Origin of the sequence: Tropicimonas sp. S265A, from assembly GCF_049800835.1 — a bacterium.
Lineage (GTDB): Bacteria > Pseudomonadota > Alphaproteobacteria > Rhodobacterales > Rhodobacteraceae > Dinoroseobacter.
On sequence record NZ_JBNAFU010000006.1, the window covers coordinates 167,793 to 194,730 of the forward strand.

At 60.4% G+C, this 26,938-nt stretch carries 26 protein-coding genes; 14 read left to right on the plus strand and 12 right to left on the minus strand.

Annotated elements, in window-relative coordinates:
- The first annotated feature begins 2 nt into the window (after positions 1 to 2).
- The gene (locus ACP15N_RS15090) at positions 3 to 812 is read left to right on the plus strand and encodes a protein-disulfide reductase DsbD domain-containing protein (RefSeq protein WP_425093148.1); all 810 of its coding nucleotides are present in this window, start codon (positions 3 to 5) and stop codon (positions 810 to 812) included.
- On the opposite strand, the gene ACP15N_RS15095 is transcribed toward ACP15N_RS15090, so the two are convergent.
- The 6 genes from ACP15N_RS15095 to greA form a co-directional block, all read right to left on the minus strand.
- Complete coding sequence (locus tag ACP15N_RS15095; RefSeq protein ID WP_425093149.1) at positions 782 to 4,201, minus strand: efflux RND transporter permease subunit; 3,420 nt, start codon at positions 4,199 to 4,201, stop codon at positions 782 to 784. The genes ACP15N_RS15090 and ACP15N_RS15095 overlap by 31 nt on opposite strands.
- A complete protein-coding gene (locus ACP15N_RS15100) occupies positions 4,179 to 5,657 on the minus strand; it encodes an efflux RND transporter periplasmic adaptor subunit (protein WP_425093150.1) in 1,479 nt (492 codons plus the stop codon). The genes ACP15N_RS15095 and ACP15N_RS15100 overlap by 23 nt, the downstream gene beginning before the upstream one ends.
- A 76-nt stretch (positions 5,658 to 5,733) precedes the next feature.
- Entirely contained in the window at positions 5,734 to 6,066 is a 333-nt protein-coding gene (locus ACP15N_RS15105) for an AzlD domain-containing protein (RefSeq protein ID WP_425093151.1), read from the minus strand.
- Positions 6,063 to 6,767 carry an AzlC family ABC transporter permease gene (locus ACP15N_RS15110; protein ID WP_425093152.1) on the minus strand — a complete coding sequence of 235 codons (705 nt, stop codon included), beginning with the start codon at positions 6,765 to 6,767 and terminating at the stop codon, positions 6,063 to 6,065. Before ACP15N_RS15110 ends, ACP15N_RS15105 begins: the two co-directional genes overlap by 4 nt.
- A gap of 52 nt (positions 6,768 to 6,819) precedes the next feature.
- Positions 6,820 to 7,863 (minus strand): hypothetical protein, encoded by a 1,044-nt coding sequence (locus tag ACP15N_RS15115; protein WP_425093153.1) that lies wholly within the window; start codon positions 7,861 to 7,863, stop codon positions 6,820 to 6,822.
- 27 nt (positions 7,864 to 7,890) lie between these two features.
- Positions 7,891 to 8,361 (minus strand): transcription elongation factor GreA, encoded by a 471-nt coding sequence (gene greA / locus ACP15N_RS15120; protein ID WP_425093154.1) that lies wholly within the window; start codon positions 8,359 to 8,361, stop codon positions 7,891 to 7,893.
- A 223-nt stretch (positions 8,362 to 8,584) separates the two neighbouring features.
- On the opposite strand from greA, the gene ACP15N_RS15125 reads away from it, so the two are divergent.
- From ACP15N_RS15125 to ACP15N_RS15135, 3 genes are all read left to right on the plus strand, one after another.
- Positions 8,585 to 10,234: an electron transfer flavoprotein-ubiquinone oxidoreductase gene (locus ACP15N_RS15125; RefSeq protein WP_425093155.1), complete on the plus strand. Its 1,650-nt coding sequence runs from the start codon at positions 8,585 to 8,587 to the stop codon at positions 10,232 to 10,234.
- Positions 10,235 to 10,348: 114 nt separating this feature from the next.
- Positions 10,349 to 12,037: a tetratricopeptide repeat protein gene (locus tag ACP15N_RS15130; protein WP_425093156.1), complete on the plus strand. Its 1,689-nt coding sequence runs from the start codon at positions 10,349 to 10,351 to the stop codon at positions 12,035 to 12,037.
- The gene (locus tag ACP15N_RS15135) at positions 12,024 to 12,950 is read left to right on the plus strand and encodes a 4-(cytidine 5'-diphospho)-2-C-methyl-D-erythritol kinase (RefSeq protein WP_425093157.1); all 927 of its coding nucleotides are present in this window, start codon (positions 12,024 to 12,026) and stop codon (positions 12,948 to 12,950) included. The genes ACP15N_RS15130 and ACP15N_RS15135 overlap by 14 nt, the downstream gene beginning before the upstream one ends.
- Positions 12,951 to 12,955: 5 nt before the next feature.
- Here ACP15N_RS15135 and ACP15N_RS15140 read toward each other — a convergent pair whose 3' ends face one another.
- On the minus strand, positions 12,956 to 13,960 hold the full coding sequence (locus ACP15N_RS15140) for a polyprenyl synthetase family protein (RefSeq protein ID WP_425093158.1): 1,005 nt from the start codon (positions 13,958 to 13,960) through the stop codon (positions 12,956 to 12,958).
- A gap of 55 nt (positions 13,961 to 14,015) precedes the next feature.
- Between ACP15N_RS15140 and ACP15N_RS15145 the strand changes: the two genes are divergently transcribed.
- The 3 genes from ACP15N_RS15145 to ACP15N_RS15155 all read left to right on the plus strand — a co-directional run bounded on the left by ACP15N_RS15145 (position 14,016) and on the right by ACP15N_RS15155 (position 15,261).
- A complete protein-coding gene (locus ACP15N_RS15145; protein ID WP_425093159.1) occupies positions 14,016 to 14,237 on the plus strand; it encodes a DUF2007 domain-containing protein in 222 nt (73 codons plus the stop codon).
- Complete coding sequence (locus ACP15N_RS15150) at positions 14,234 to 15,001, plus strand: tRNA1(Val) (adenine(37)-N6)-methyltransferase (RefSeq protein ID WP_425093160.1); 768 nt, start codon at positions 14,234 to 14,236, stop codon at positions 14,999 to 15,001. The genes ACP15N_RS15145 and ACP15N_RS15150 overlap by 4 nt, the downstream gene beginning before the upstream one ends.
- 92 nt (positions 15,002 to 15,093) lie before the next feature.
- A complete protein-coding gene (locus ACP15N_RS15155; protein ID WP_425093161.1) occupies positions 15,094 to 15,261 on the plus strand; it encodes a YdcH family protein in 168 nt (55 codons plus the stop codon).
- A 62-nt stretch (positions 15,262 to 15,323) separates the two neighbouring features.
- Here the strand turns inward: ACP15N_RS15155 and ACP15N_RS15160 are convergent, their stop codons facing one another.
- A complete protein-coding gene (locus ACP15N_RS15160; protein WP_425093162.1) occupies positions 15,324 to 16,277 on the minus strand; it encodes a transcriptional regulator GcvA in 954 nt (317 codons plus the stop codon).
- On the opposite strand from ACP15N_RS15160, the gene ACP15N_RS15165 reads away from it, so the two are divergent.
- Entirely contained in the window at positions 16,256 to 16,522 is a 267-nt protein-coding gene (locus tag ACP15N_RS15165; RefSeq protein ID WP_425093163.1) for a hypothetical protein, read from the plus strand. The two genes, ACP15N_RS15160 and ACP15N_RS15165, sit on opposite strands and share 22 nt — an antisense overlap.
- Positions 16,523 to 16,574: 52 nt before the next feature.
- On the opposite strand, the gene phbB is transcribed toward ACP15N_RS15165, so the two are convergent.
- The 3 genes from phbB to ACP15N_RS15180 all read right to left on the minus strand — a co-directional run bounded on the left by phbB (position 16,575) and on the right by ACP15N_RS15180 (position 19,745).
- Positions 16,575 to 17,297, minus strand: coding sequence for an acetoacetyl-CoA reductase (gene phbB / locus ACP15N_RS15170; protein WP_425093164.1), 723 nt, complete (start codon positions 17,295 to 17,297; stop codon positions 16,575 to 16,577).
- A gap of 108 nt (positions 17,298 to 17,405) precedes the next feature.
- Entirely contained in the window at positions 17,406 to 18,581 is a 1,176-nt protein-coding gene (locus ACP15N_RS15175) for an acetyl-CoA C-acetyltransferase (RefSeq protein ID WP_425093165.1), read from the minus strand.
- 327 nt (positions 18,582 to 18,908) lie between these two features.
- Positions 18,909 to 19,745: an EAL domain-containing protein gene (locus ACP15N_RS15180; RefSeq protein WP_425093166.1), complete on the minus strand. Its 837-nt coding sequence runs from the start codon at positions 19,743 to 19,745 to the stop codon at positions 18,909 to 18,911.
- Between the two features lie 123 nt (positions 19,746 to 19,868).
- On the opposite strand from ACP15N_RS15180, the gene ACP15N_RS15185 reads away from it, so the two are divergent.
- Positions 19,869 to 20,432 carry a DNA-3-methyladenine glycosylase I gene (locus ACP15N_RS15185; RefSeq protein ID WP_425093167.1) on the plus strand — a complete coding sequence of 188 codons (564 nt, stop codon included), beginning with the start codon at positions 19,869 to 19,871 and terminating at the stop codon, positions 20,430 to 20,432.
- On the opposite strand, the gene ACP15N_RS15190 is transcribed toward ACP15N_RS15185, so the two are convergent.
- On the minus strand, positions 20,429 to 20,980 hold the full coding sequence (locus ACP15N_RS15190) for a TlpA family protein disulfide reductase (RefSeq protein WP_425093168.1): 552 nt from the start codon (positions 20,978 to 20,980) through the stop codon (positions 20,429 to 20,431). The two genes, ACP15N_RS15185 and ACP15N_RS15190, sit on opposite strands and share 4 nt — an antisense overlap.
- A gap of 32 nt (positions 20,981 to 21,012) precedes the next feature.
- Here ACP15N_RS15190 and argH point away from each other — a divergent pair, with 32 nt between their 5' ends.
- The 5 genes from argH to ACP15N_RS15215 all read left to right on the plus strand — a co-directional run bounded on the left by argH (position 21,013) and on the right by ACP15N_RS15215 (position 26,933).
- Positions 21,013 to 22,407 carry an argininosuccinate lyase gene (gene argH, locus ACP15N_RS15195; RefSeq protein ID WP_425093169.1) on the plus strand — a complete coding sequence of 465 codons (1,395 nt, stop codon included), beginning with the start codon at positions 21,013 to 21,015 and terminating at the stop codon, positions 22,405 to 22,407.
- The gene (locus ACP15N_RS15200; RefSeq protein WP_425093170.1) at positions 22,404 to 22,550 is read left to right on the plus strand and encodes a hypothetical protein; all 147 of its coding nucleotides are present in this window, start codon (positions 22,404 to 22,406) and stop codon (positions 22,548 to 22,550) included. The genes argH and ACP15N_RS15200 overlap by 4 nt, the downstream gene beginning before the upstream one ends.
- Complete coding sequence (locus ACP15N_RS15205; protein ID WP_425093171.1) at positions 22,550 to 22,876, plus strand: DUF2834 domain-containing protein; 327 nt, start codon at positions 22,550 to 22,552, stop codon at positions 22,874 to 22,876. The genes ACP15N_RS15200 and ACP15N_RS15205 overlap by 1 nt, the downstream gene beginning before the upstream one ends.
- Before the next feature lie 80 nt (positions 22,877 to 22,956).
- Positions 22,957 to 24,222 carry a diaminopimelate decarboxylase gene (gene lysA, locus ACP15N_RS15210; RefSeq protein ID WP_425093172.1) on the plus strand — a complete coding sequence of 422 codons (1,266 nt, stop codon included), beginning with the start codon at positions 22,957 to 22,959 and terminating at the stop codon, positions 24,220 to 24,222.
- Between the two features lie 32 nt (positions 24,223 to 24,254).
- Positions 24,255 to 26,933 (plus strand): TIGR02302 family protein, encoded by a 2,679-nt coding sequence (locus tag ACP15N_RS15215; RefSeq protein WP_425093173.1) that lies wholly within the window; start codon positions 24,255 to 24,257, stop codon positions 26,931 to 26,933.
- Positions 26,934 to 26,938 lie beyond the last annotated feature (5 nt).

Here is a 26,938-nt window from a genome sequence, read left to right on the forward strand (position 1 = left end):
CGATGAACGATCTGACACGCACTTTCCGCCATGTCTGTCTTGGTATGATGCTCGGCTTTGCCGCGACTTCTGCGTCTGCGCAGTTTCCTGATATAGACGCGGTCCTGCAGGTCGATGTTCTGCCTGGTTGGCGCGAAGCCGACGGGCGCCACATTGCTGGACTTCGGCTTCAGCTTGAGGATGGGTGGAAAACCTATTGGCGCGTGCCTGGAGAGGGGGGGATCCCGCCTCAGTTCGATCTCAGCGGGTCCGAAAACATTTCCGCCATGGTGCCGCATCTGCCGAAGCCCAAAGTGTATCGCGATCTCAACATGATCTCGATCGGGTATGGCGGGTCAGTGGTCTTTCCGCTTGAGTTCAGGACCTTGGATGCGGATGCGCCGATCCAGCTGCGGGGTCACGTCCGGCTTGGCGTGTGCGAGGCGATCTGTATTCCCGTTGATGTCCCGTTGAATGTGACGCTTGCGGCACCTGGGCAGCCAAGCCCGTCGATCAGCAAGGCGCTCAAACAGGCTCCGACGCGCATTTCCGCCCAGCCGGACTGCCAGATCACTCCGATCGAGGACGGATTTCGGTTGAGCCTGAGCATGACTGTTCCTGCAAAGGCCGGAGAGTACCCGGTAATTGAACCGGCAAATCAAGCGGTCTGGGTCGCGACTTCGAAGACCTGGCGGGAAGGGACCGAATTGCGTGCCCAGGCGGATCTTTATCCGCCAGAGAACGTCCCTTATGTTTTCGACCGAAGCGCTCTGCGCGTCACAGTGATTTCCGAGACAGCGGCTTACGAGCTCTTGGGATGTGTTGCGCGCTGACTGACGAAGGCGCGCAACGCGGCTCCCATCGTCCACGCCAGCAAGATCGCGGTGCCCCCAAGCACGAGAAATCCAAACAGCGCTTGTAACGGCAGGCTCAACGCATCTGGAACATAGCACGAAATAGTGCCGGGCAGTTCGCCGCGCGCGGCGGCAGACCCGAACGTTGCTGCGAAGGCAGTAAGAACACCCAGTGCGGCCAGAACGGTGGCGCCTCCGGACGCCCCGGCGCGCAGCGGACGTCTCACGCTGCGCTGGAACGCCGATACCTGTCTGCGGATGTCGCTTTGCATGGCCATGACGGCAGGTACCAGCACCAAGACCAACACCATGCCGAACCCCAGCCCGTAAACCAACGTTATGACAGTCGGCAGCAGGAATTGTGCTTGCTGTGATCCCTCGTAAAGCAGGGGGGCAAGCCCGAGCACCGTGGTCAGAGTGGTCAAAAGAACGGGCCGCAGCCGATCGCTGGTTCCATCGATGATCGCCTGAGTGAGGCCGCGATCCACTCGGTATCGCTCGATCGACGTGATCAGCACGATCGAGTCATTTATGATAATCCCGGCCATGCCGATCAGCCCGACGATCGAGAACATGGAAATGGGCACATCCCAGATATAGTGCCCCCAGATGGCGCCTATGAATCCAAACGGGATGACGATCATCACCACAATTGGACGGGTCCAGCTGGAAAAGATCCAGGCCAGGCATAGGTAAATTCCCATCAAGCAGAGAATGTATCCCAGAGCGGCGTCGGACAGAAAATCGCTCTCTTGCTCTGCAAGCCCGGAATTGCGCCACCCGACACCGAAATCGCTCTCGATCCTTGGCATGATATCGGTTTCGATGGATCGTCTGATTTCCGCTGCGCGGCTCGCGTCATCCTGGTCAAGATCGCCGCTGACGGTGACAATGCGAAGCCCGTTTTCACGCCGGATGGTGGAGAATCCATCGCGCGTGGACACAGTCACCACGTCCGCAAGCGGGACATAATCTCCGGTGGCGGTTCGCAGAAGCGTACGTTCAAGAAAATCAGCATCGACATCGCTGTCGGGCAATTCCACGCGGATCGAAGCCGTCCTTGGCCCCAACGGATACGTCGCGGCCTCAATGCCGTTCAGGCGATTGCGAAGGACGCGGGCGAGATCCTCGACGGATATCCCGAGTTGCGCACCCCTTGGTGTCAGGTTGAGAAGCATTTCTTCCTTGTCGAAGGACAAACTGTCTTCGAGCGCCGAGGCCTCGGGGAAGCCAGACAATGCTGTTTTCAGGGCTTCGGATGCCTCTTTCAGGCGCGCGATATCTGCGCCAAAGAGTTCTATCGACAAGGCGTCGCCACCTCCGCCAGACCGCCAACCCCGGAAGCTGAGCGTTTCGAGCTTGGGGTGCCGTGGCACGCTTCGTTGCAACTCGCCCACGAAATCGAACGAGGAATATGGGCGCAAGTCTGCATCGATCAGTTCAATCGCGATCGAGCCCATGAGATCGCGGTTCTTGTTCTCTGTTCCCGCAAGGCCGCGACCCGTGGTGCCGCCAACCTCTGTCATCACGAATTGAAGTGGGTTCAGACCGTGTTCTTCTTCATACTTTTTTCCAAGTGCCTCTGTTGCGGCCTGAACGCTTCGCATCATTTCCAACGTTTCGGCGCGTGTGGCTCCGGGCAGCATGGCGAAGTTGCCGCTCACCGATCCGCGCTCTGGCGAGTTGAAAAAACGCCACGTGACGTCCCCTCGCACGAACAGGGCCGCCTGTGCCAGAAGAAGGACAACCGCCCCCGCGAACACCGGGTACCGCGCCCAGATCACGAGCCGCAACAGCTTGCGGAAGGGATAGGCGCGAACCCAGTCTAAGCCGCGGTTCACCTGCCGTGACGGCCAGTCGTACCAGTGTTCCTTGGCCGAATGGGCCAAGGCATGGGCCATGTGATTTGGCAGGATCAGAAAGCATTCCACCAAGGAGGCGATCAGAACCGCGATCACGGTAAAAGGGATGTCGCTGACCAGACGCCCGAACCAGCCATCGACAGATGTGAGGGCAAAGAATGCGATGATCGTCGTCAACGTTGCGGAGAAAACCGGCGCCGACATGATCTTGGCCGCATTTTCGGCGGCGACGACCGGAGCCTCCCCCAGGACGCGGGCGCGGTAATCCGCGTGTTCCCCCACAACGATCGCGTCGTCGACCACGATTCCCAAAGTGATGATCAACGCAAAAAGCGACACCATGTTGAGCGTCAGGCCGCCGAGATACATCAGACCGACCGCTGTCAGCATCGCGACCGGAATACCGGCCGCGACCCAGAAAGCCGTTCGCGCGTTCAGAAACAGGAACAACAGGCCGACAACCAGCGTGAGGCCGAGCAGTCCGTTGTCCAGCAGGATGTTCAGGCGCGCTGTGATCGCTTCCGCGCGGGTGCGGATCAGCTCGACACGTACGCCCTCAGGCAAGCTGGCTTCAAACTCTGCGGCAACCTCCTCGACCAGTTTCTGAACTCCGATCGCATCGCCTTGGGCATTGCGGTCGATCCGGATGGACATTGCGCGGTTCTCGCCGACGTAATAGGCGCGTTCCCGATCCACGGCACCCACCGAAACGCGGGCCACATCGCCAATTGTCAGAAGGCTTCCGTCCTCCTGAGTGCGCAGCACAATGGCTTCGATGGCTTCGGCACTTCGGGTGTCTGACCCGGTGCGGACGCGTGCAGCTCCATCCGCAACATCCCCTGACGGCGTACTGGTGGCCTCTGCCCGGATCGCGTCTGCGATCTCGGCCATGCTCAGGTCATACTGCAGTAAGGCAACTGTGGGGACTTCGACCACCGTTTCCGGGTCCGCGATACCGCGTATCGTGGCGCGCGTGACCCCTGCGCGGAACAGGTTCTGCACAAACTCGTCCGCGAAGCGTGCCAGTTGGTCAACGCCGACGGGTCCGTGAATCACGACGTCCGTAACCCGGTCCCGCCATGTCCCAAGGCGCACACTCGGGTCTTCCGCATCCTCGGGCAGGGTCGTTACGCCGTCGACGACCGTCTGAACATCGTCGGCAGCGCGGGTCATGTCCCAGTCTGGCTCGAACTCCAACTCGATCGAGGCACGGCCTTCTCTGGCGACAGAACTCACCCGCGTCACACCGTCCACGGCCAAAAGGTCCGCTTCGAGGACTTCGATGATCGCGGTATCGACATCTTCCGGTCCGGCCCCATCCCAGTTGACGGTGATGTCAACCTCGTCAGTGACAACGTCAGGGAAGAACTGGGCGCGCATTTGCGGCGCGAGGGCTGCTCCCATGCCAATCGACAAGAGCAGCAGCAAGTTCGCGGCGGTGCGGTGTCGGGTAAAGTAAGACAGAAGACCGCCGAGCACCGCGTTATCCGCCTTCTCGTGCTTCAATCCGAGTGATCAGTTCAGCGGGTACTTGCTCTGCACGGAGCCGCACGAGAAAACGGTCTTTCGCTGGTTGCTGCAACTGCGTGCTTGCCTCGACAATCGAAACCAGCTCGGCACGGCGCGCTGCGTCGAGCGTGATCATCGGTACGGCGCTGGCCTGATCGCCCGGAGCAGCTTGTGCCGTTTCCGCCAAGGGTCGGATCGGGCGGATCTTGATACCCGCGCCAAGCAGCGGGGTCAGCTGTGTCACGATTTCGAGGCCGTCCAAAGCCGCAGCGTCTATCAAGACCTCGTCCCCGATACGCCGCAGCAAGGACACCTGCATCTGCCGGAGGCGGTCATCCTCGCCAAGGACCATGACGTAACTGTCGGGCGTCAAGGCGCTGGCTGGCAGCTGCGCCACGTTCGCCAACGGCGGCTCACTGACCGTGATGGTGACGAAATCGCCGGGCTGGAATCCACGGCTTGTCGCAAGTGTCGCGAAGAGCTGTCGCCCTGTCTGGCCGTCGGCCACCTGCGCGGCAACTCCGGTCAGCGTGCCTTGTGTGACGATCTGCGATCCCTGAACATCCAGCGAGACCGTGACTTCCGTTGGCAAGAGCACGCCACGGTCGTCCAGCAAGCGCAGATACTGGGCCGAGGCGATGCGGAAGCTTGCCTCCAGAAGGTCTGGATCAATCAGGGTCGCGAGCCGCTCGTTCTCTGCCACCCGTGTTCCGGTTTCCGCCACGACCTCGGTAAAGGCCCCGTCGAACGGGGCACGAACCACCGTTTCCGACAAAAGCCTCTCCGCCTCTGCAAGATCGATCCGACGGCGGGACAGGTCTGTACCGGCTTGCTCGATCCGCGCTTCGGCATCGGCCACGGCCTGACGGCGTGAGAAAACTGTTTGGTTGATTGCGGCTTCCGCCAATGCTGCAGTTTCTACGGAAGCATCAGATCCGAAGCCACGATCGCGCAGGTCAATCTGACGGGCGAGTGCCTGAGATCGCAGATCCGCCTGAGACGTCGCCGAAGCCAATTCGTCCTGCGCGAGCAGATACGCGCGCTCCGCATCGATCAACTCGTTCTCGGCATCCTCAAGGTCGGCACGCGCCGTGGCCAGTTGCGTTTCTGCATCTGCGGGGTCGATACGGACAACAACGTCTCCGGCAGCAATCGAGCGGCCCTCCCGAAAGGCGGGGTGCGCTTCTTCGATCCAACCGCTGGTGGGGGCCCTCAGCTCCAGTTCGCGGAGACTGCGCAACTCCCCGTAAGCGATGAGTTTGGGGGTAATCTCTTGTGGGGTGATGCGTTGGACAGGCGCTGCATAAACGCGCTCTCGCTCGCTGCGCGGAGCGGCTTCGCGGGCGGCGCGATCTGCCAGTGCAGATTGCAGGTTGAGCACTCCGTACCCGATCAGCCCCAGTGTGAGGCCGAGCAGGGCAAGACCGATCAGGCTACGCGTAAGAAATCGCATCGCTGGGAAAGTCCACGTTAAGCTTGAACAAAGATAGGCTGCGAAACGTATTTGCACAACGAAACGCGCCGGTTTGTTACCCCAACAGGGCCAAAGCGCCGAACAATGTGACCGCCCCGCATAGGATTGAGAGCAGGGCGTTTTTTGACCAGACACCCACAGCAAGCGTTACAGCGGCTGCCGCAAGGCGTGCCGGATCGATCGCGCCGTTGGTCGCCTCCGGCCAGACCACCAGAGGGGCGATCAGCGCCGGCAACACCCCGACAGCCGTATACCGCAGATGCCTCAGCACCCATTCCGGCAAATCCCGTCCACCCAAGGCGCCCAGAAAGCTGTAGCGCAATCCGAGCGTTCCAATGCCGAGAAACACGATGATCATCCAGATCGTTGGCGCAGATAGTTCGATCATGCCCGCGCCGTTCGTGTTTGCCAAAGTTCCACGCGCGCTCCAACCAGGATCGCGATCAACGCCGCGACAATCGTCCCCAGGCTGAAGGGCAGGTTGACAAAGACCAGTGCGCCAATAACCGCTGTCACTGCGGCGGCTACGTGGGGCAGGCTGCGCAGAGCCGGTCCTATCAATGCCAGAAACGTAATGGGAATCGCAAAGTCGAGCGCGAAATCCTGTGGGATGCGTGTTCCCACCACGGCCCCGATCCAGGTTGCACCGTACCAGGGCAGGCAGACCGGGCACAGCGTACCTATGAAGAACGCGAACTTTTGATCCGCACTCATCTCAGGGTTTTCATCAAACTGTTGACTGGAGACGGCAAAGGTCTGGTCGACCATGAAGTAGGCTGCCAGAACCTTTTGCCACCCGACGCGCGTACCCAGATGCGGGGCTATCGCGGCAGAATACATCGCCATGCGCAGATTGACCGCGAGGGCGGATGCCAGAACCACGATCACCGGGGCCTGTTCCGTCATCAGTTGCACCGCGGTGAACTGTGCGGCCCCGGCGATGACAAGAACAGAGAACCCCATCACCTGCGCCAGATCGAGTCCGGCTTCGGTGCCGACCACGCCGAAAAGCATCCCGAATGGGACGACAACCAGAAGGAATGGGGCACCGGCACGAACGCCTGCCCAGAAATGGTTTGAAAGCGACATCTTGGACCTCGGGGCAACCGCTAGGCCATCCGGAAACCCGCTGCAAGACCTGCTATTCGAAGGTGCGCGTCACACGGCCCAGTAGCATGAAAGCGCGTGCGGAGCGGGTTTCGGCCAGTTTCGCGATCTCCTCGTCACTGGCCTGTTCCGCAAAAGCCGCGAAAGTCTTGTCGAAGTGACGCAGGAAGTGATGCGCTGTATCGCGAAAAATGGGATCGCTTTTCATGCGCGCGGCCGTCAGCGCAAGGCAGGACCGGTCGCGTATGCCCCCCAGCGCCGAAACCGCGCGTCCGCGTTCGCCTTCTGCAAACCGCCGCCAGACTTCGGGTTTGGCGCGATCCGGGCGCAGGTCGTCCATGTAGATTCCATCCTCGGACATCAGCGTCAGCATATCCTGCGCCGACCGGATCAAGGGGCCGACATTGCGATCCTCGAGGGCAAGCCGCAGGGCACGAAAGCCCTCGCGATCCTCGGTGGTTTCCGGAAAATTCGCGGCGCGGATGAACTCTGATACGGAGATCGGCTCACGCAGATCCTCCGACGGGACGCCAAGCGCCAGAGATGTCTGATCCTCTGTCTGACCCGGCGCCCGCGGAGGCGTCGGCAAGGCCGCCTTGCGTTCAGACACGGGCATGTCCATCCCGCGTCGACTGGCAAAGCTGACAAGCGCGGTTTCGGTGTGTTTTGCCACTTGCGCGATCTCATCAATCTTCTTTTCGACCTCGGGCTTCACGCCGCGGCTGGCAGAGCGGTTCTGTTCGACGACTGTTTCGCGCATCGCAGCGATAGCGCCTTGCAGACGGTCCGCCTCGTCCCGCATGACGCGGGCTGTGCGGGCCACCGAGGCCGCTACCCAGATCAGCGCAATGGGCAGGAAAACTGCCAGCAGGATCATGATCATGCCCAGCCCGGTGCCCCCAGATTGCGCAAGACTTTCACCGAGGTCGAGAGTGAAGAACAAAAACAGGATCGCGATGAGCCACAGCAGGCTCAGGCTGAGCGCAATGACTTCAATCGCGGTGATCGCGGGCTTTGATTGCGCAGGCGCAAGAGACGCGAGGTCGAGACGCGCAGAGGGTTCTTTCTGGTCTGGCATCCTGAGGCCTGTCCTGATGCGGTTCGCCTACTTGTACTCGATTTCGAGGATTTCGTAAGACTTAACGCCACCGGGTGTACGGACATCGACGCTGTCGCCCTCATCCTTGCCGATCAACGCGCGTGCGATGGGTGATTTCAGGTTCAGAAGCCCTTTCTCGATGTCCGCTTCGGCTTCGCCCACAATCTGATAGGTTTTCTCTTCGTCCGTGTCCTCATCCACAATGGTGATTGTGGCTCCGAACTTGATCGGACCTGACAGGGTTGCCGGATTGATGACCTGCGCAAGCGACAGCATGGCCTCAAGCTCCTTGATCCGGCCCTCGATAAAGCTCTGCTTTTCGCGCGCTGCGTGGTACTCGGCATTCTCCGACAGGTCGCCATGTTCGCGTGCTTCCGCAATCGCCTTGATCACGGCGGGCCGCTCCACGCTTTTCAGCGTCTTGAGTTCTGCATCCAGCGCCGCGTGACCTTTCTGGGTCATCGGGATCTTGTCCATTTGTCTTTCCTCTGACGAGAGCGTCACACCTGAAGACCTGACCTTAATGATGCCGTCGCCCGCCGCAAGGCCCAGAATTTTCTGCGACGTTGCGACAGTTGCCGGGGCGCCGTGGCGACACAATTGACCCCTTGAGCGCGCACCGTTACCTGTGTGCCGGATTTTGTAGACAGCCTCCCGCCGGGATTCCGCCCGGCTCCGAGCCAAAGCCGAGTGAGACCGAATGACCGAAGTGACACGCGAAGCCATGGAATACGATGTCGTGATCGTGGGTGCAGGCCCTGCTGGCCTGAGTGCAGCGATCCGATTGAAACAGCTCGACGCCGATCTGAATGTCGTGGTGCTGGAGAAGGGTTCAGAGGTTGGCGCACATATCCTGTCGGGTGCCGTGCTCGACCCGGTTGGTATCGATGCACTGATCCCCGACTGGAAAGACAAGGGCGCGCCGATCACCGTTCCGGTCAAGGATGACAAGTTCTACATGCTGGGCGAAGCGGGCCAGGTACGCATCCCCAATTTCCCGATGCCGCCCCTTATGAACAACCATGGGAATTACATCGTCTCGATGGGCAATGTCTGTCGCTGGATGGCGGAACAGGCCGAGGAACTGGGCGTGGAGGTCTTCCCCGGCATGGCCTGTTCAGAGCTGGTGTACGGTGACAAGGGAGAGGTCAAAGGGGTTGTCGCGGGCGAGTTTGGCAAGAACCCCGATGGTACCCCAGGCGACGCCTATGAACCGGGTATGGAGCTGCACGGCAAGTATGTCTTCCTCGGCGAAGGTGTACGCGGTTCGCTCAGCAAGCAGGTGATAGAGAAGTATGACCTGTCGATGGGGCGCGAGCCGCAGAAATACGGACTCGGCATGAAAGAAATCTGGGAGGTCGATCCGGCAAAACACCGCGAAGGGTCGGTCACGCACACGATGGGATGGCCGCTCGGGTCCAATGCCGGGGGTGGTTCATTCATTTATCACCTTGATAACAATCAGGTTTATGTTGGGTTCGTGGTGCACTTGAATTACCAGAATCCGCACTTCTTCCCCTACATGGAATTTCAGCGTTTCAAGCATCACCCGATGGTTGCGGAGCTCTTGAAGGGCGGCAAGCGGGTCGCATATGGCGCGCGTGCCATCTCGGAGGGCGGATACCAGTCCATGCCCAAATCGGTTTTTCCCGGCGGCGCTTTGCTGGGCTGCTCGGTGGGCCTCGTGAACGTGCCTCGGATCAAGGGCAATCATAACGCGATGCTGTCCGGCAAGGCAGCGGCAGAGGCTGCATTTGAGGCGATCAAGGCCGGGCGGTCTAGCGACGAGTTGAAATCCTATGAAGCGGAACTTCGCGACGGGCCTGTTGGCAAGGACCTCAAGCGTGTCCGCAACGTCAAGCCGCTCTGGTCCAAATACGGGCTGACGGCGTCCCTGATGCTTGGCGGGTTCGACATGTGGACCAACACAGCGGGCTTTTCGATCTTCGGAACACTCAAACATGGAAAATCCGACGCCGAGGCAACTGGCAAAGCGTCGGCATTCGAGCCCATTGACTATCCGAAGCCGGATGGCGTCTTGAGTTTCGACCGTCTGACAAATGTCTCGTTCTCTTTCACCAATCATGAAGAGCAACAACCAGCCCACTTGCAACTCGCCGATCCGGCCAAGGCAATCAGTGTTGACTGGTCAGATTACGCGGGTCCCTCGTCGCGCTACTGTCCGGCCGGCGTTTACGAGTTCGTGCAGGAAGAAAACAAGCCGACACGGTTTGTGATCAACTTTCAGAACTGCGTGCACTGCAAGACCTGCGATATCAAAGACCCGGCTCAGAATATCACCTGGACCACGCCTCAGGGTGGCGAAGGGCCGAATTATCCGAATATGTGAGTGAATTTCGCGTGAAACGTACGTTGGCGGCGCGTCCATTCGGGCGCGCCGCATTGCGTTACGGTCGGCCGGGGGCTACCTTTTTGCGAAGCTCACGCACCGAAAGGGTCCTTCATGCTGAGACAGGCGCGCTTCGCCCTCGGATTTATACTGGCCGCCGCGACCGGCGCCACCGGGCTGCCCGCAGCGGCGGACGGTCTGGCCGGAGCCTATCTGGCCGGTCGGCAGGCGAGCATCGCCTCGGATTATCAGGAGGCTGCGCGATATTTCGCGCGCGCCTTGATGCGGGACCGCGACAACCCGGTGCTCATGGAAAGTGCGGCGTTGGCGTTTCTGGGTATGGGCGATATTGCGCAAGCGTATCCAATTGCGTTGAAACTGATCGACCTCGACCCGCGCAATCAGGTCGCCTCGCTCGTCCTGGCTGCTGACACGCTGGGTCCGGAGGGCGACATTGATGCCGAGCTTCCCTCCGTCGGGCCTGCGGCGGATGGCCTGATAGAGGCATGGCGTGCGCTGGACCGCGGTGAAACGGACGAAGCGTTTGCAGCGTTCGATGCGTTGATCGAAGATCGGCGGCTGCAGGGGTTCGGGACCTATCACAAGGCGCTGGCCCTCGCGCAGGTCGGGGATTTTGAGGGCGCGGACGCTCTTTTGTCCGCGGATGGCGGCGAGGCTGCGTTTTTCACACGACGCGGGATTCTGGCCCACGCGCAAGTGATGAGCCAGCTTGGTCGGTTCGATGAAGCGAGCCTGCTGATTGCCGAAAGCCTCGGAACCGAAGACCCGCGTCTGCGCGGCCTGATTGCGGACCTCGCATCGGAAACACCTGTGCCGTTTGACATCGCGCCGACACCACAGGCTGGTTATGCAGAAGTGTTCTACACGGTTGCCATGGCGCTGAGCGGACAGGCCGCCGATGCGTTCACGCTGTTGTATGCGCGGGTCGCGCAGCACATTTCTCCGGGGCATGTGGATGCCATTCTCTTGGCGGCTGAATTGCTCGAAGAGCTGGAGCAATACGATCTTGCGAACAAGGCTTACGACAAGGTGCCGCGGGATGACCCAGCTTTCCTGACCGCCGAAATCGGTCGGGCCAATGTGCTTCGCGCAGATGACAAGGGTGATGCCGCAATCGAAGTGCTGCGACAATTGACCGAAACCCACAGCGATGTCGGGTTCGTGCACACCGCCCTGGGTGACGCGTTGCGCCGGATGGAGCGGTTTGAAGAGTCTGCCGACGCTTATGACCAAGCCATCGCGATGATCAGCGCGGAAAGCCCTCGTGATTGGGTTCTGTACTATGCGCGCGGGATCGCCCACGAACGGATCGACGACTGGGACGCGGCGGAAAGCGATTTGCGCAAGGCGCTTGAGTTGAACCCAGGCCAACCGATGGTCCTGAATTACCTCGGGTATTCATTTCTGGAACTTGGCACCAACTTTGACGAAGCGATGGGTATGATCGAAGAAGCCGTCGCTGCACGTCCGGACAATGGGTACATCACGGACAGCCTTGGGTGGGGCCTGTATCGACTGGGCCGTTTCGAGGAAGCGGTCGCGCCCATGGAAAAGGCGGTTGAACTGGAACCGCTTGATCCGATTATCAACGACCATCTGGGCGACGTCTATTATGCTGTCGGGCGCAAGTTGGAAGCAGAGTTTCAGTGGCGCCGTGCCCTGTCCTTCGACCCCGAACCCGAAGAAGCAGAGCGTATTCGGCGAAAACTGGATGTTGGACTGGATCAGGTTCTGATCGAAGAAGGCGAAGAGCCGGTCTCCGTCGCGAATGAAGAGGGTTAGCGTCCTCGCCCCTGCCAAGGTCAATCTGACACTGCATGTGACGGGCCGCCGGGGTGACGGGTACCATCTTCTGGATAGTCTTGTCGCGTTTGCGCCTGTCGGGGACCAACTCCAGATTGCCGCGGGCAACGTTCTGTCGCTGACGATCGAAGGGCCGGAGGCGGACGGGGTGCCTGCGGACATGGATAATCTGGCGCTGCGCGCGGCAGCACTGGTGGCCGGTGATACAGGAGCCGCGTTGACGCTCGTCAAGCATCTGCCAGCAGCGTCCGGCATCGGCGGCGGCTCTTCGGATGCTGCTGCCGCCTTGCGCGGCATGTTGGCTTTTGCCGACGCGCCGGGATTGGCGACGCTTCCGGACATGACGGATGCTGAACTTACACCGCTCGCACAGGATATCATCGCCCTCGGAGCGGATGTACCAATGTGCCTTGCGGCCGCTCCGTTGCGGGCCCGTGGGATCGGTGAGTCGTTGTCCTTTGCCAAACTTCCCGCCCTGCACGCAGTTCTGGTTAACCCGCGCGTTCCTGTTGCCACGCCAGATGTGTTTGCGCGCCTTCAGACACGGGAGAACCCGCCAATGCCAGCGGCAGCTCCGCAATTCGAAACCGCAAGGGAGGCAATCTCGTGGCTTGCCCTGCAACGCAATGACCTCGAAGCCGCGGCGATTGCTTTGCAACCTGTGATCGAAGACGTGCTGCGGGTTCTGCGTGGAACAAGCGGTTGCCAGCTTGCGCGCATGTCCGGATCCGGAGCGACCTGTTTTGGTTTGTTTCCTACTGCGGATGCGACCCGGGCTGCGGCACAGGCGATACATGCATCCTTCCCCGCCTGGTGGGTGCGCGCGACATGGCTCGGCAATTGCGCCGAACTCGCAATGCCCAGACTTCAACAGAACATGCCGACCGGCTGACTTGCCTAGTTCAGCCGGGCCACAACGTAGTCTGCCAAGTCTCGCAACATCGTTGTCAGGTCGTGCTCCGGAACGGTATCCAGCGAAGCCTTGGCTTTGGCGGCCCAAGCCATCGCCTCCGCACGTGTTGCCTCCAGCGCGTCGTGCTTGTGCAAAAGCGTTATCGCGTGCTCCAAGTCGCCGTCCCGCTGGTCACCTTTTTCGATCACGCGCTCCCAGAACTGGCGCTCTTCTGAGTTCGCTTTTGCAACGGCCTTGATCAGGGGCAGGGTCAGCTTCCGCTCGCGGAAGTCATCGCCGATATTCTTGCCGATCGCGCCGCCGCTGCCCCCATAGTCCAACAGGTCGTCTACGATCTGAAAGCTCACCCCGAGAGCGTCCCCGTAGGTGAACAGCGCTTGAACGACCGTCTCGTCAGCCTGCGCAATCACACCGCCCACCTCTGTCGCGGCCGAAAAGAGCGCCGCCGTCTTGCCCCGCACAACCTTCAGGTAGATGTCTTCGTTCGTTGCGAGGTCTTGCGCGGCAGTCAGCTGCAGAACCTCGCCTTCCGCGATGGTCGCCGATGCATTCGATAGAATGTCGAGCACCCGAAGCGACCCTGTCGCCACCATAAGTTGAAACGACCGTGCGAATAGATAGTCGCCAACCAGAACACTGGACTTGTTGTCCCACAACAGGTTCGCCGTGGGGCGGCCGCGGCGCTGACCGCTTTCATCCACGACATCGTCATGCAGAAGCGTTGCGGTGTGGATAAACTCGACCGTCGCGGCAAGATACTGATGGAAAACGCCTTCATAGCCACAAAGCCGCGCTGCGGCGAGTGTCAGCATGGGACGCAGGCGTTTGCCGCCCGCCTCCACCAGGTGCGCGGTGACTTCCGGAATGCGGGGGGCATGGTCGGAGGCCATCCGCTCGCGGATCAGGACATTTACAGCGTCCATATCCGTGGCCAGATAGCTGGCCAGTTGTTCATGCGGCTTGGTAGCGGCGGTTTGGTCCAAACTCATCACGGCTCCGTCAATCGGCTCGACATCCGAGCCACCCTGTCCTTAACTCTCGGTCATGAGAGAGCTGCTGCGCACAAACGATCCGACTTTGATCGCGTTCGCCTCTGCACTGCTGCAGGGCGAGGATATAGACTGCTTCCAGATGGACGTCCACATGAGCGTTCTCGAGGGGTCGATCGGCGTTTTGCCGCGGCGGCTGATGGTTCATCAGCGCGATCTCTTCCGGGCGCGCGCGGTGATGGTCGATCATGAGATCCCTGTGACCGAAGACAGATGACAGCAGACGCCGCGCTGACCCACGACCGGTTCCTTGGCGGTCGACTGCGCCTTTGGCAACCGCGTGGCGGATACCGTGCTGGTACCGATCCGGTGCTGATGGCTGCGGCGGTGCCTGTGCGCGCATCCGAGGATTTTCTGGAACTCGGGTGCGGCGTGGGAACCGCTGCCCTGTGTCTGGCTTATCGCTGTGGCGCCGCCGGCGTGGGGCTGGAGATGCAACCCCAGTATGCGGCCCTCGCGCGTCAGAATGCCCGCGAGAGTGGCCTTGCACTCGAGGTGGTCGAAGGCGACGTTCACGCAATGCCAGCGGAAATCAAGGCGCGCAGCTTTCACCATGTGATGCTGAACCCGCCCTATTTTTCCGAAGTGGCCGGGACCCCCGCTGCGGACGTTGGGCGCGACATCGCGCTCCGGGATCGGTCCGATCTGGCCGAATGGCTCGATGCGGCTGCTCGGAGGGTCCGCCCCAAAGGAAGCCTGACCGTGATCGTTCGCGCGGATCGGTTGCGACAGGTTCTTGCGGGGTTGCCCGAGGTGATCGGCACGCTGCGGGTGCTACCACTGTCGGCAAGGCGCGGGCGGCCTGCCAAGCGCGTTCTCGTGCAGGGGATAAAGGAAGGGAGAGGCCCATTGATATTGTTGCCTCCCTTTATCCTGCACGAAGGCTCGTCACATTCCGAGGATGGGGACGATTTTACCTCCGCTGCGGCGCGCATTTTGCGAGAGGGCGCCGCGCTCGATTTGCACAACGCCACGGGTTAACCTGATGCGGCATTGCGGCAACGGTTTTTCGTGACACGACTCGCATCCTGTGCTGGACTGTTGGAACTGTCCACATATACAGGAGGTAGGCCATGTCGTTGAGTTCGCATATTCAGGAACTCCGCAGGAAACACCAACACCTATCCGCACAAGTGGACGCTGCACAGCGACACGCGGGAACAGACAGCCTGGCTCTGGCGAGCCTCAAGAAGCAGAAGCTTCGGATCAAAGAAGAAATCGAGCGTTTGCAAACCGCTTGATGCTTTCGGCGCGGCTGCAAACCTGGGGAGGATTTGCGCCGCGCCACCCTTCCGAAATCAATCTATCGCTCCGCGATGTCCTCGGCGGAGACAAAGCGAACATCGCGTGCAACGTCGGTAGTGCCCGACACCGCTGATGTGATCCACTCCAAAAAGGCAGCGACTTGCGGCTTGGCCTCCATACCCTCGGGGCAGAGCACGCGGTAATGCGCTTGCGTGGTAATCGCAATCGGAAACGGCATGACAAGTCTTCCGTCGCGCAACGCCCCTGCCGTGAGCGAGATACGCCCGAGGACTGCTCCGGCGCCTGCCTCTGCTGCATCGATTGCGTGATCCGCTTGCGAAAACCTTGGCAAAATGCGCGGCGGGTCTGTAACACCTGCCGCGCGAAACCACGCCGCCCAATCCGCAGGCGGTTGGACAAACTGCAAGTTGTCATCATCAAGCAGCGTTTCCCGCGCCAGATCGGATGGGGTCTTGAGTTTGGAGGCGAGGGAAGGGGCAACCATGGGGCTGAGCCACTCCTTGATCAGCACTCGTGAGAAGAGCCCTTTGTCTTCGCCGCCCATGCCAAATCGGATCGCAACATCGATCCCATCTCGTTCGAAATCCATAAGACGCAGGCTTGCAGAGAACCGCAGATCAATATCTGGGTGCTTCTGCGCGAAGTCGAAAAGGCGAGGGGCCAGCCATTTTGCCGTGAAGGCCGGACCTGCGGTGACGGTTAAGGATGTTGTGTCGAGCCCGCGTTTTGTGGCGGTCCAGGCCCGCGACAACTCGGAAAAACCGCTGCTGCAGCCGGGGGCCAACGTTCTTCCGGCGTCCGTAAGTTCGACGGCCCGGTTCAGTCGTCGGAAAACCGGCGCTCCCAAATGCTCTTCGAGGGATTTGATCTGAAAGCTGAGCGCCGCCGGCGTCACGTTCAGTTCTGCCGCGGCTTGCGAGAAACTGAGGTGTCGTGCTGCGGCTTCGAATGCCCGCAGGGCGGTCAGGGGTGGAAGACGGGCGTCATTCATTCAAGAAAAACTTATCTGAAGCTCCAGAAAGTCTCGTTTGTAAGTTTAATGGCGCAGACCGATATTCATTTCAATTGAAAAAATCAAAACTGAAAGGAAAGATCATGATCCCGGAAAATGGTCACATCACTATGCAGGAAGCTCTGGACCGCGGGCGTCAGGCCCGTGCACAGGCGTTCCGCGATGTCATTTTGTCCCTCCGCGCCTTTCTTGCCGCTCGTCCACGCAAGGACGTTACGGCATGAAAAAGGGCCGGTCCCCGTGCACAGGGGCCGGCCCGTCTTGCTCATCGGGTTGTCAGACGAAGAATTGCGCGCCGTTCGCCGAAATGGTGGAGCCTGAAATGAAACCTGCATCGTCAGAGGCCAGAAAGGCCACGCAGCGTGCGATTTCTTCAGGTTCGCCAAGGCGGCCAACCGGGATTCCGGCAATGATCGACTCACGCACTTTTTCAGGGATTGCCATGACCATTTCCGTGGCAATGTAGCCGGGGCAGACCGCGTTTGCCGTGATGCCTGCGCGCGCGCCTTCCTGCGCGAGGGATTTGATGATGCCCAGATCACCCGCTTTGGTCGCGGCGTAGTTCACTTGCGCAAACTGGCCTTTCTGACCGTTGATCGAAGAAATGACCACAATCCGGCCGAACTTGCGTTCCCGCATCCCGGGCCAGACGGGGTGGATGGTGTTGAATACGCCCGTAAGGTTCGTATCGATCACTTCTTTCCACTGCTCGGGCGTCATCTTGTGGAACGGCGCATCGCGGGTGATGCCCGCATTTGCAACGACCACTTCAATCGGGCCGAGGTCGGCTTCTACCTGCGCGATGCCCGCCTTGCTGGAGTCGTAGTCAGCAACATTCCACTTGTAGGTCTTGATGCCTGTGGCTTCGGTAAAGGCAGCGGCCTTTTCATCGTTGCCTGCGTAGGTTGCCGCGACAGTGAAACCGTCCGCCAGCAATTTCTTGGAGATGGCCTCGCCGATCCCGCGCGAGCCGCCGGTCACAAGTGCTACACGTCCCATGATTATCCTCCTTCGGATGCTTGTTTTTGTTCGACCGGGCAGCTGTGTTTGCGGATGATCCCGGTGAAATGGACAAGGGCGGCCAGCGGGCCGCCCTTTGAGTTCAGGTCAGGGGCGTTCGACGCAGAGAGCGACGCCCATACCGCCACCGATACACAGCGTTGCAAGGCCCTTCTTGGCATCGCGACGCTTCATCTCGAACAGCAGTGTATTCAGGACGCGCGCTCCAGACGCGCCGATCGGGTGGCCGATTGCAATCGCGCCGCCGTTCACGTTCACGATTGACGGGTCCCATCCCATGTCCTTGTTCACGGCGCACGCCTGGGCAGCGAAGGCTTCGTTCGCCTCCACAAGGTCCAGGTCGTCGACTTTCCAGCCCGCCTTCTCAAGTGCCTTGCGAGAGGCATAGATCGGCCCAACGCCCATGATCGACGGATCGAGGCCTGCGGTGGCGTAGGACGCGATCCGCGCGAGGGGTTCAATGCCGCGTTTTTCGGCTTCGTCAGCGCTCATCAGCAAGGCACCCGCGGCCCCGTCGTTGAGCCCCGATGCGTTCGCCGCGGTGACCGAGCCATCCTTGGTGAATGCCGGGCGCAATTTTTGCATGTTCTCGAGCGTTGCGCCGTGACGAATGTATTCGTCCTTGTCGACAACGATGTCGCCTTTGCGGGTCTTCACGGTGAAGGGCACGACCTCTTCATCAAATTTGCCCGCCTTCTGCGCGGCTTCGGCCTTGTTCTGGCTGCCCACCGCGAACTCGTCCTGCATCTCTCGGCTGATCTGCCATTTCTCGGCGACATTCTCGGCGGTCTGGCCCATGTGGTAGCCGTTGAACGCATCCCAAAGGCCATCGCGGATCATGGAGTCGATAAATTTCATGTCGCCCATCTTGTGACCTGCGCGCAGGTTGGCCACGTGCGGGCTCATGGACATGTTCTCCTGACCGCCTGCGCAAACGATCGCGGCGTCGCCCAGTTGAATGTGCTGGGCGGCAAGGGCGACAGCCCGCAAGCCCGAGCCACAAACCTGGTTGAGACCCCAAGCGGCTGACTCGATCGGCAAACCGGCGTTCACGTGTGCCTGGCGTGCGGGGTTCTGACCCTGACCACCGGTGAGGACCTGGCCAAGAATGGTTTCAGACACGTCGGCCTTGTAGATGCCTGCGCGCTCTACCAGAGCTTCAAGGACGGTTGCGCCAAGATCATGTGCAGGCGTGTTTGCGAAAGAACCGCTGAAACTGCCCACTGCGGTGCGCGCTGCGGATGCGATTACGACGTTGGTCATCGGATGAATTCTCCCTCTGAATTCCTGCGCACGCCCGATCGCTTAGGACAAAAAGAGCGCGTCGAATTGGTGACACATCTCGTCTAGAGAGGGAAAATCATTGCGGCAACTGACATCGTGTCTCAGTCACCACACCAAATGGTCGCATTTACGAAGTGATTTCAGCCACCCCAGGTAACTTGGAAGCCTATGTAAAGAAGTCGTTTTTCGAGTCGCGCGGGAAGTCTGTGTGACAGGCATCCGACCCTTGCTGTCAGCGCAAACCCGCCATGCCTGACGAAACCAAGGGGAATCGCCAGCAAGGTACTGGTCCCTTCCTTGACAGTCTCAAGCTGTTTTGCGCAGGTCCGCTTTTTCGAGCCATCCGGGGCGTGTGGACGGTGCCGCGAAGTGGTATCCTTGCAGACAGTCCACACCCGCAGCAGTCAGAAACGCGACATCATCGGCAGTTTCCACCGACTCCGCGACCGTGAACATATCGAAATGCCGAGCGACGTCGACGAGGGCCTGAACGAGGACCTGGTTGTCTGCGCTGTGGGCGATGTTGCGAACGAACTGGCCGTCGATCTTGAGGATGTCGAAATAGAAGTCCCGAAGGTAGCGGAAAGAGGTATAGCCGGCGCCAAAGTCATCCAGCGCAAACGAGATACCTTGTCTTTGAAGCTCTTTCATGAAGACCGTGACGATCTCTGGCATGATCATCGCCGATTGCTCGGTAATCTCAAGGATCAGACGTTCCGCGGCAGTCGGATCTGCGGCCAAACCATCGCGCAGGGTCTTTGACCAGGGTTCATACCCGATGGACCGCGCGGACATATTGATCGCCAGCCGAAGGCCGGGCACCCGGCGCAGGGTATCGAGCCCGATCTCCAGCGCGAGGCAATCCAGTTGGCGCCCAAGTTCCTGGTTTTCGACCGTTTCTATGAACTCGCGGGCTGGAATGATCCGACCACGGTTGTCCATCACCCGGATCAAGCCCTCGTAGAATGCCGGGCGCCCCCGCTTGCGGGTCATCATGACCGGCTGGTATGCCAGAAGGACATTCTTGCGTGCCACGGCGTTGGCGACCATCTTCATGGTGTTGCGGTCGCGTTGCGCAACGGCTTCGTTCAACGGCGTCTTGTTGCCGGGTTTGCGTCCCTTGTTCCTATGGATCGGTGGCATTTGCAGCTCCTTCGCGTTGGGCTGACACTGGCGCCGAATCTTTTAAGATCGCGTGAATCTTCGCGATTTGTTCTAGTGTTGAATAAAATCCGAACGAAGCCATGAACCAAGCGGGGTCATTGAATGGGCGAGCGATGTGGATGGTGTGGTTCCGACCCGCTTTATGTGGCGTATCATGACACCGAATGGGGTGTTCCGGACTATGATCCGCGCGCCTTGTGGGAAAAACTGATCCTCGACGGGTTTCAGGCGGGGCTGAGCTGGATCACAATCCTGCGCAAGCGAGAGGCCTTTCGTGCTGCGTTCGAAGGGTTCCACCCGGAACACATTGCAACCTGGGGCCCGCCCGAAGTCGACCGGTTGCTGCGAGACCCCGGCATCGTCCGCCACCGAGGCAAGATCGAGGCAACGATTACAAACGCCCGCGCATACTTGGAGATCGAAGCGGACCAGGGTTTTTCGCCGTATCTGTGGGATTTTGTTGGCGGCGCGCCGATCAGGAACAGTTTTGCGACGCTGGCGGATGTGCCTGCCGAGACGCCGATCTCGCGCGCGCTGTCCAAGGACCTCAAGGCGCGCGGGTTCAAGTTCTGCGGTCCGACGATTGTCTACGCCTTCGTGCAGGCAACCGGTATGGTGAATGACCACCTGGTTTCCTGTCCCGCACGAGAACCGTCGCCGCGCTAATAGGTTGCCAGCAGGGCTGAGACGATTGCCTTGGCGGAGGGGGTGTCCCATTCCGCGTCGCCCAGAAGCCGCGCAATTTCGTCGCCCTCGCGGTTCAGGATCACCGTCACCGGCAGGCCAGGCACATCCATATCCTTGGCGATAGCCATGTCTTTGCTGTCGCGATACTCGGTCAGCGTTTCGACCCCTTCGTCGGCGAAGAACGTCTTGATGCCATGGACTGAGTTTCGCCCGGTGGCCAAAGTCACGACTGCGAAGTCTTCCTCCGGGAATGCCTGGTTCAACCTGTCCAGCGATGGCATCTCACGTCGACACGGACCACACCACGTCGCCCAGAAGTTCAGCACAACGATCTTGCCTTCATACGCTTCCAGCGTTTTCTCGACATCCTCATCGGTGACGAAGGGAATATCCGAGGCGGGCACGGGTTCTGCATGGAATTGCAGTTTCTTCATTTCGCCGTCCCGCAGAGTTTCAAGCGCGAAGGTATCCGCGTTTGCACCAAGTGAGAGGCCCAGATATAGGACAGCCGTTACAAGAAAGCGCATGTTGCGTGCGTACTCCAATCCGAGGGCCCGTTATGACCGAGACCAAATCCAACGCCATGTGGGGTGGCCGTTTCGCAGCAGGCCCGGATGCCATCATGGAAGCGATCAACGCATCCATTGATTTCGACAAGCGCTTGGCGCGCCAAGATGTCGAAGGCTCCCGTGCCCATGCGGCGATGCTCGCCCAGCAAGGTATCCTGTCTACTAAAGACGCCGAAGCGATCCGAGAAGGCCTGCTCACGGTGTTGTCAGAAATAGAGGCGGGGGAGTTTAAGTTCTCCCGGGCGTTGGAGGACATTCACATGAATGTTGAGGCGCGTCTGAAAGAGGTGATCGGCGCGCCTGCAGGGCGCCTGCACACGGGCCGCTCACGCAACGATCAGGTGGCCACGGATTTCAAGCTTTGGGTGCGGGATCAACTGGATGCAGCCGAAGCTGGCCTGCGGGCGCTGATGCGTGCCTTGCTCGCACAGGCAGAGGCGGGTGCGGATTGGGTCATGCCGGGCTTCACCCATCTTCAAACCGCCCAACCCGTCACATGGGGCCACCACATGATGGCCTATGTTGAAATGTTTGGTCGTGATCTGAGCCGAGTGCGCGACGCCCGAGCTCGGATGAACGAGAGTCCGCTTGGGGCCGCGGCACTTGCGGGCACCTCTTTTCCGATTGACCGGCACATGACGGCAGAGGCGCTTGGGTTCGATCGCCCTGCGGCGAACTCGCTGGATGCGGTTTCGGACCGGGACTTCGCACTGGAGTTCCTCTCCACAGCGTCGATAACCGCCATGCACCTTTCGCGCTTTGCCGAAGAACTTGTGATCTGGTCCTCGGCCCAGTTCCGGTTCGTGACGTTGTCTGACCGGTTTTCCACCGGATCGTCGATCATGCCTCAGAAGAAAAACCCCGACGCGGCAGAGTTGATCCGCGCCAAGATCGGGCGGATTTTCGGAGCCAACGTTGCTCTGATGACGGTGATGAAGGGACTGCCGCTGGCCTATTCGAAAGACATGCAGGAAGACAAGGAACAGCTCTTCGATGCGGCGGACAACCTGATGCTTGCCCTTGCGGCGATGGAAGGGATGGTACGTGACATGACCGCGAACCGGGCTGCATTGGCTGAGGCTGCGGGATCCGGCTTTTCCACCGCAACGGATCTTGCCGACTGGTTGGTGCGGGCATTGAATTTGCCTTTCCGGGATGCACATCACATCACGGGCAGCTTGGTGGCGATGGCTGAAGGAAAGGGCGTAGATCTGCCAGATCTGTCCCTTGAGGAGATGCAATCTGTGCATGACGCGATTACCGATGACGTCTTCACTGTGCTCGGGGTTGAGAACTCTGTGGCGAGCCGGACGAGTTATGGCGGCACCGCACCGGTCCGGGTGCGAGAGCAGGTCGCTCGCTGGAAACAGGACTTGAGGACATGAGGTTTGCGCCGATCCTGATGGCACTCGCGCTGACGGCTTGTGGGGTGGACGGCCCTCCGACACCACCGGAGCCAGAGCCGAAGCGTCAAGTTGTGCCGGGCGTGACGATCAGCGGGTCCGCTGGGATCGGGATCAAACGCTGATGGGGCCGTACACGCCGCTTAGAAGTGTTTACCTGCTGCTGGCCGTTTGGGGCACAGTGCATCCGATGTACTGGTTCATAAGCTACATGCGGGAAACCGGCACCGGCCTTTCGAGTTTGATTGATGCATGGTACGTCAACGCGTCGACCACAGGGTTGACGTGGGACCTGACGATTGCCGCCATCGCGTTGACCGTGTTCATCATCGCCGAGAGCGTACGCCAGAAAAACTGGATCGGTCTTGTCGCTGTCCCCGCGACCTATTGCATCGGGGTCAGTTGTGGATTGCCACTTTACCTGTTCTTGCGCTCGAGGGGGCGCGACTGAAGTGTCGTGACCTTCCAAATTGCATTTCCCGTTTGATCTGCTAAGTCGCCTCGACTGTTGCTCCGAAAGACGCACCTGAGATGGATCATTTTCTGTATCGCGACGGCATTCTGCATGCCGAAGACGTGGCATTGCCCGACGTTGCGGCGTTCGTCGGCACACCCTTTTATTGCTATTCCACCGCGACCCTGACGCGACACTTCACGCTGTTCGATGATGCGCTGAGTTGGGGGCCGCACCTGATCTGCTTTGCGATGAAGTCGAACTCCAATCAGGCCATCCTCAAGGTGCTGGCTGGGTTGGGCGCGGGGATGGATGTCGTCTCGGGCGGCGAATACGCGCGGGCCAAGGCAGCAGGTGTGCCCGGAGAGAGGATCGTCTTTTCCGGAGTAGGCAAGACGCGGGCGGAGATGCGCACCGCGCTGATTGGCGGCATCCGCCAGTTCAACGTTGAATCCGAACCGGAGATGCGGGCGCTGTCCGACGTGGCCGTCAGCCTTGGCGTGCATGCGCCGATCACGGTGCGAGTCAATCCTGATGTTGACGCCAAGACCCATGAGAAAATCTCGACCGGCAAGTCGGAGAACAAGTTTGGCGTACCGATCTCGCGCGCGCGGGAGGTCTATGCCGAGGCCGCAGCCCTGCCGGGGCTGAAGGTCGTTGGGGTCGATGTGCATATCGGCAGCCAGTTGACGGAATTGGAGCCCTTCGAATTGGCGTACCGGAAGGTTGCGGACCTTACGCGCGCCCTGCGCGAGGACGGGCACGAGATCTTGCGCCTTGATCTGGGCGGTGGGCTTGGCATCCCCTACGAGCGGACGAACGAGGCACCGCCGCTGCCGACCGACTACGGTGCATTGATCCAGCGTACGGTCGGTGACCTGGGCTGCGAGGTAGAGATCGAACCGGGACGTCTCATCTCGGGCAATGCCGGGATCATGGTGAGCAGGGTGATTTACGTGAAGCAGGGCGAAGACCGCAAATTCCTGATTCTGGACGGGGCGATGAACGACCTCGTACGCCCGTCGATGTATGGCGCGTATCACGACATCGTGCCGGTGGTCGAACCGGCGGCGGGCACCGAGTACACCAAGTACGACGTCGTCGGACCGGTTTGCGAAAGTGGGGATACATTCGCCAAAGCCCGGGAGATGGTGCCGTTATCCGAAGATGATCTGGTGGCGTTCCGGTCAGCGGGAGCCTACGGCGCTGTCATGTCGTCGGAGTACAACACGCGCCCGTTGATCCCCGAGGTTCTGGTTCAGGGTGATCAATTCGCGGTTATCCGCCAAAGGCCCACCTTTGACGAAATCATAAATCGCGATACCATCCCGGCGTGGCTCTAGCGCACTCCCGCGCGGCCTGTCAGGACCGACCTATGCCAGATCCCTCAGCGGCGCGTTCGGAACACCGTCCCGCAGCAACTGAAACTTCGGCGCTTGCAGCGCTTGAAATGCCTCGCAAACTGACCCAGGTCGGCATGTTCGCGGAACGCGTTTTCAGGTCATTCTGGCCGCTTTGGTCGGTTATGGCGCTGTCCCTGACCGTTTTTGTCTTTCTTGCCCCTCTGGGATTGCCGCTCGAGGCCTTCTGGGCTTTCGTCATCGTCGCTCTGGCCAGTGCCGGCGCGGCGGCTCTTTGGGGGTTGCGACGGTTTGCATTGCCAACCCGTTCGGAGGCGGAAACCCGGCTCGACCAAACGCTGCCCGGGCGACCGATCGAAACTTTGTCTGATGCCCAGGCGATCGGGTCTGGCGATTCGGCATCTCAAGCGGTCTGGCAGGCACATTTGCGCCGCGTCGCGGAGCGCGCGAAAGGGGCCAAGGCTGTTACGCCGGATTTGCGCCTGTCCGAGCGTGATCCTTATGCGCTCCGGTATGTTGCGGCCTGCGCACTTGCGATTGCGCTGCTGTTCGGCGGCATCGGGCAGGTTCGTGATCTCGGGCGCGATGCGGCGCCGGGTGGTCAGGCATTGGCAACCGGTCCGGCATGGGAGGGGTGGATCAACCCGCCCGCGTACACTGGCAAGCCCGGGCTTTATCTGAACGAAATCTCGCAAGCCGAACTTGAGATACCGGAGGGCAGTCGCATCACCTTGCGGCTCTATGATGGCGAAGGCCGCATTCGGATCACCGAAAGCGTGTCGGACACGCAGGTTGCCGAAGGGTCCGATGCGCCGGCGCAGGAATATACCGCTACCCGAACCGGCGCCCTGACCATCGGCGGAGAGGTCCCGCGCACATTCGAACTGCTCGTCACGCCGGACGCGCCACCTGCCATTGCCGTGGTCGGTGCAGTCTCGCGAAACGCGATGGGAGAAATGGAACTGCCGTTTCAGGCCACTGATGATTACGCTGTGGCAGGCGGGTACGCGACGCTCAGGCTCGATCTGCCGGAGGTCGAACGCATCTACGGGCTTCGCGCGGAGCCTGAGCCACGCGAAGATGTGGTGGTTAACATTCCGATGGCGCTCTCCGGGGATCGCTCGGATTTCACCGAAGTTCTGGTCGACAACTTTTCCGAACATCCATGGGCAAACCTGCCGGTGACGATCACCTTTACCGCTGAGGACGATCTGCGCCAAACCGGAAGTTCCGCGCCGTTTCAAATGGTGTTGCCGGGACGGCGGTTCTTCGACCCAATGGCCCGCGCGCTTGTCGAACAACGGCGTGATCTGCTGTGGACGCGGGACAACGCCACGCGGGTCAGTCAGGTTCTGCTGGCTATCAGTCATCTTCCCGAAGGGTTCATCACCAACGAGACCGGCTATCTGATGTTGCGTACGGCGCTGTCGCAACTGATTGTCGGGATTGAGACGGATGTCACCCCCGAACTTCAACAAGAGGTCGCGGATGCACTTTGGCAGGCCGCACTTCAGTTCGAAGAGGGCGATCTCGCGAACGCGTCGGAACGCCTGCGCCGCGCGCAGGAACAATTGTCCGAGGCCATGCGGAATGGGGCGACGCCGGAAGAGATCGAGCAGCTCATGCAGGAGTTGCGCGAGGCAATGCGCGACATGATGCGCGAGATGGCCGAGCAGTTTCAGCGCGACATGGAAAACGGCAACCTTGCCGAGAACCAGCAGAACCCCGAAGACATGCAGGAAATCACCGGGGATCAGATGCAGGACATGATGGACCGCCTGCAGGAGCTTATGGAACAGGGCCGCATGGACGAGGCTCAGGCCCTGCTCGATCAGATGATGCAGATGATGCAGAATATGCAGATGGCTCAGGGGCAGCAAGGCCAGCAAGGCCAAAGCCAAGGCGAACAGGCCATGGAAGGCCTGCAGGAAACCCTCCGTCAACAGCAAGAGCTTGCGGACGAGGCGTTTCGTGATCTGCAGAACCAGCAAGGTCAGCAACAGGGCCAACAGGGCCAGCAGCAAGGCCAAAACGGCCAGCAGCCGGGTCAGGGTCAGCAAGGGCAAGGTCAACCCGGCCAACCCGGGCAGGGCCAGCAACCGGGCCAAGGACAACAATTCGGTCAGGGTCAGCAACCCGGCGGACAAGGGCAAAATCAGCAACCGGGTCAAGGTCAGGGCGGCCTGCCGGATGCGGACACGCTCGCGCAGCGGCAGGAGCAATTGCGCGATCTTCTCGGTGAACAGGCCGAAAACCTGCCCGGACAGGGAACGGAACTTGGTGATGCCGCGCGCGATGCATTGGATCGCGCGGGCCGCTCGATGGAGGATGCTGCAGACTCACTGGAACAGGGTGATCTTGCGGAAGCGATGGACAATCAGTCCGACGCGATGGATGCGATCCGCGAGGGCATGCAGAACCTTGGCGAGCAAATGGCCCAGCAACAGCAGCAGCAACAGCCCGGCGGCCAGCAAGGCCGCGCCGAAGGCAATGCGCCGAATGCGCAACGCGACCCGCTTGGCCGTGAGGCCGGAAATCAGGGCCGCCTCGGTACGGATGAGAACATGTTGCAGGGCGAAGACCGGTATCGCCGCGCGCAAGAGTTGTTGGATGAAATCCGCCGTCGCTCTGGAGAGCAGGACCGTCCGGACGTTGAACTCGACTATCTCAAGCGGCTATTGGAACGGTTCTGACCCTC

Bases quoted from the DNA above. Each gene is read 5' to 3' on its own strand.
- ACP15N_RS15090 (WP_425093148.1), top strand. From the start codon at position 3: ATGAACGATCTGACACGCACTTTCCGCCATGTCTGTCTTGGTATGATG.
- ACP15N_RS15100 (WP_425093150.1), bottom strand. From the start codon at position 5,657: ATGCGATTTCTTACGCGTAGCCTGATCGGTCTTGCCCTGCTCGGCCTC.
- ACP15N_RS15105 (WP_425093151.1), bottom strand. From the start codon at position 6,066: ATGATCGAACTATCTGCGCCAACGATCTGGATGATCATCGTGTTTCTC.
- ACP15N_RS15110 (WP_425093152.1), bottom strand. From the start codon at position 6,767: ATGTCGCTTTCAAACCATTTCTGGGCAGGCGTTCGTGCCGGTGCCCCA.
- ACP15N_RS15115 (WP_425093153.1), bottom strand. From the start codon at position 7,863: ATGCCAGACCAGAAAGAACCCTCTGCGCGTCTCGACCTCGCGTCTCTT.
- greA (WP_425093154.1), bottom strand. From the start codon at position 8,361: ATGGACAAGATCCCGATGACCCAGAAAGGTCACGCGGCGCTGGATGCA.
- ACP15N_RS15125 (WP_425093155.1), top strand. From the start codon at position 8,585: ATGACCGAAGTGACACGCGAAGCCATGGAATACGATGTCGTGATCGTG.
- ACP15N_RS15130 (WP_425093156.1), top strand. From the start codon at position 10,349: ATGCTGAGACAGGCGCGCTTCGCCCTCGGATTTATACTGGCCGCCGCG.
- ACP15N_RS15135 (WP_425093157.1), top strand. From the start codon at position 12,024: ATGAAGAGGGTTAGCGTCCTCGCCCCTGCCAAGGTCAATCTGACACTG.
- ACP15N_RS15140 (WP_425093158.1), bottom strand. From the start codon at position 13,960: ATGAGTTTGGACCAAACCGCCGCTACCAAGCCGCATGAACAACTGGCC.
- ACP15N_RS15145 (WP_425093159.1), top strand. From the start codon at position 14,016: ATGAGAGAGCTGCTGCGCACAAACGATCCGACTTTGATCGCGTTCGCC.
- ACP15N_RS15150 (WP_425093160.1), top strand. From the start codon at position 14,234: ATGACAGCAGACGCCGCGCTGACCCACGACCGGTTCCTTGGCGGTCGA.
- ACP15N_RS15155 (WP_425093161.1), top strand. From the start codon at position 15,094: ATGTCGTTGAGTTCGCATATTCAGGAACTCCGCAGGAAACACCAACAC.
- ACP15N_RS15160 (WP_425093162.1), bottom strand. From the start codon at position 16,277: ATGAATGACGCCCGTCTTCCACCCCTGACCGCCCTGCGGGCATTCGAA.
- phbB (WP_425093164.1), bottom strand. From the start codon at position 17,297: ATGGGACGTGTAGCACTTGTGACCGGCGGCTCGCGCGGGATCGGCGAG.
- ACP15N_RS15175 (WP_425093165.1), bottom strand. From the start codon at position 18,581: ATGACCAACGTCGTAATCGCATCCGCAGCGCGCACCGCAGTGGGCAGT.
- ACP15N_RS15180 (WP_425093166.1), bottom strand. From the start codon at position 19,745: ATGCCACCGATCCATAGGAACAAGGGACGCAAACCCGGCAACAAGACG.
- ACP15N_RS15185 (WP_425093167.1), top strand. From the start codon at position 19,869: ATGGGCGAGCGATGTGGATGGTGTGGTTCCGACCCGCTTTATGTGGCG.
- ACP15N_RS15190 (WP_425093168.1), bottom strand. From the start codon at position 20,980: ATGCGCTTTCTTGTAACGGCTGTCCTATATCTGGGCCTCTCACTTGGT.
- argH (WP_425093169.1), top strand. From the start codon at position 21,013: ATGACCGAGACCAAATCCAACGCCATGTGGGGTGGCCGTTTCGCAGCA.
- ACP15N_RS15200 (WP_425093170.1), top strand. From the start codon at position 22,404: ATGAGGTTTGCGCCGATCCTGATGGCACTCGCGCTGACGGCTTGTGGG.
- ACP15N_RS15205 (WP_425093171.1), top strand. From the start codon at position 22,550: ATGGGGCCGTACACGCCGCTTAGAAGTGTTTACCTGCTGCTGGCCGTT.
- lysA (WP_425093172.1), top strand. From the start codon at position 22,957: ATGGATCATTTTCTGTATCGCGACGGCATTCTGCATGCCGAAGACGTG.
- ACP15N_RS15215 (WP_425093173.1), top strand. From the start codon at position 24,255: ATGCCAGATCCCTCAGCGGCGCGTTCGGAACACCGTCCCGCAGCAACT.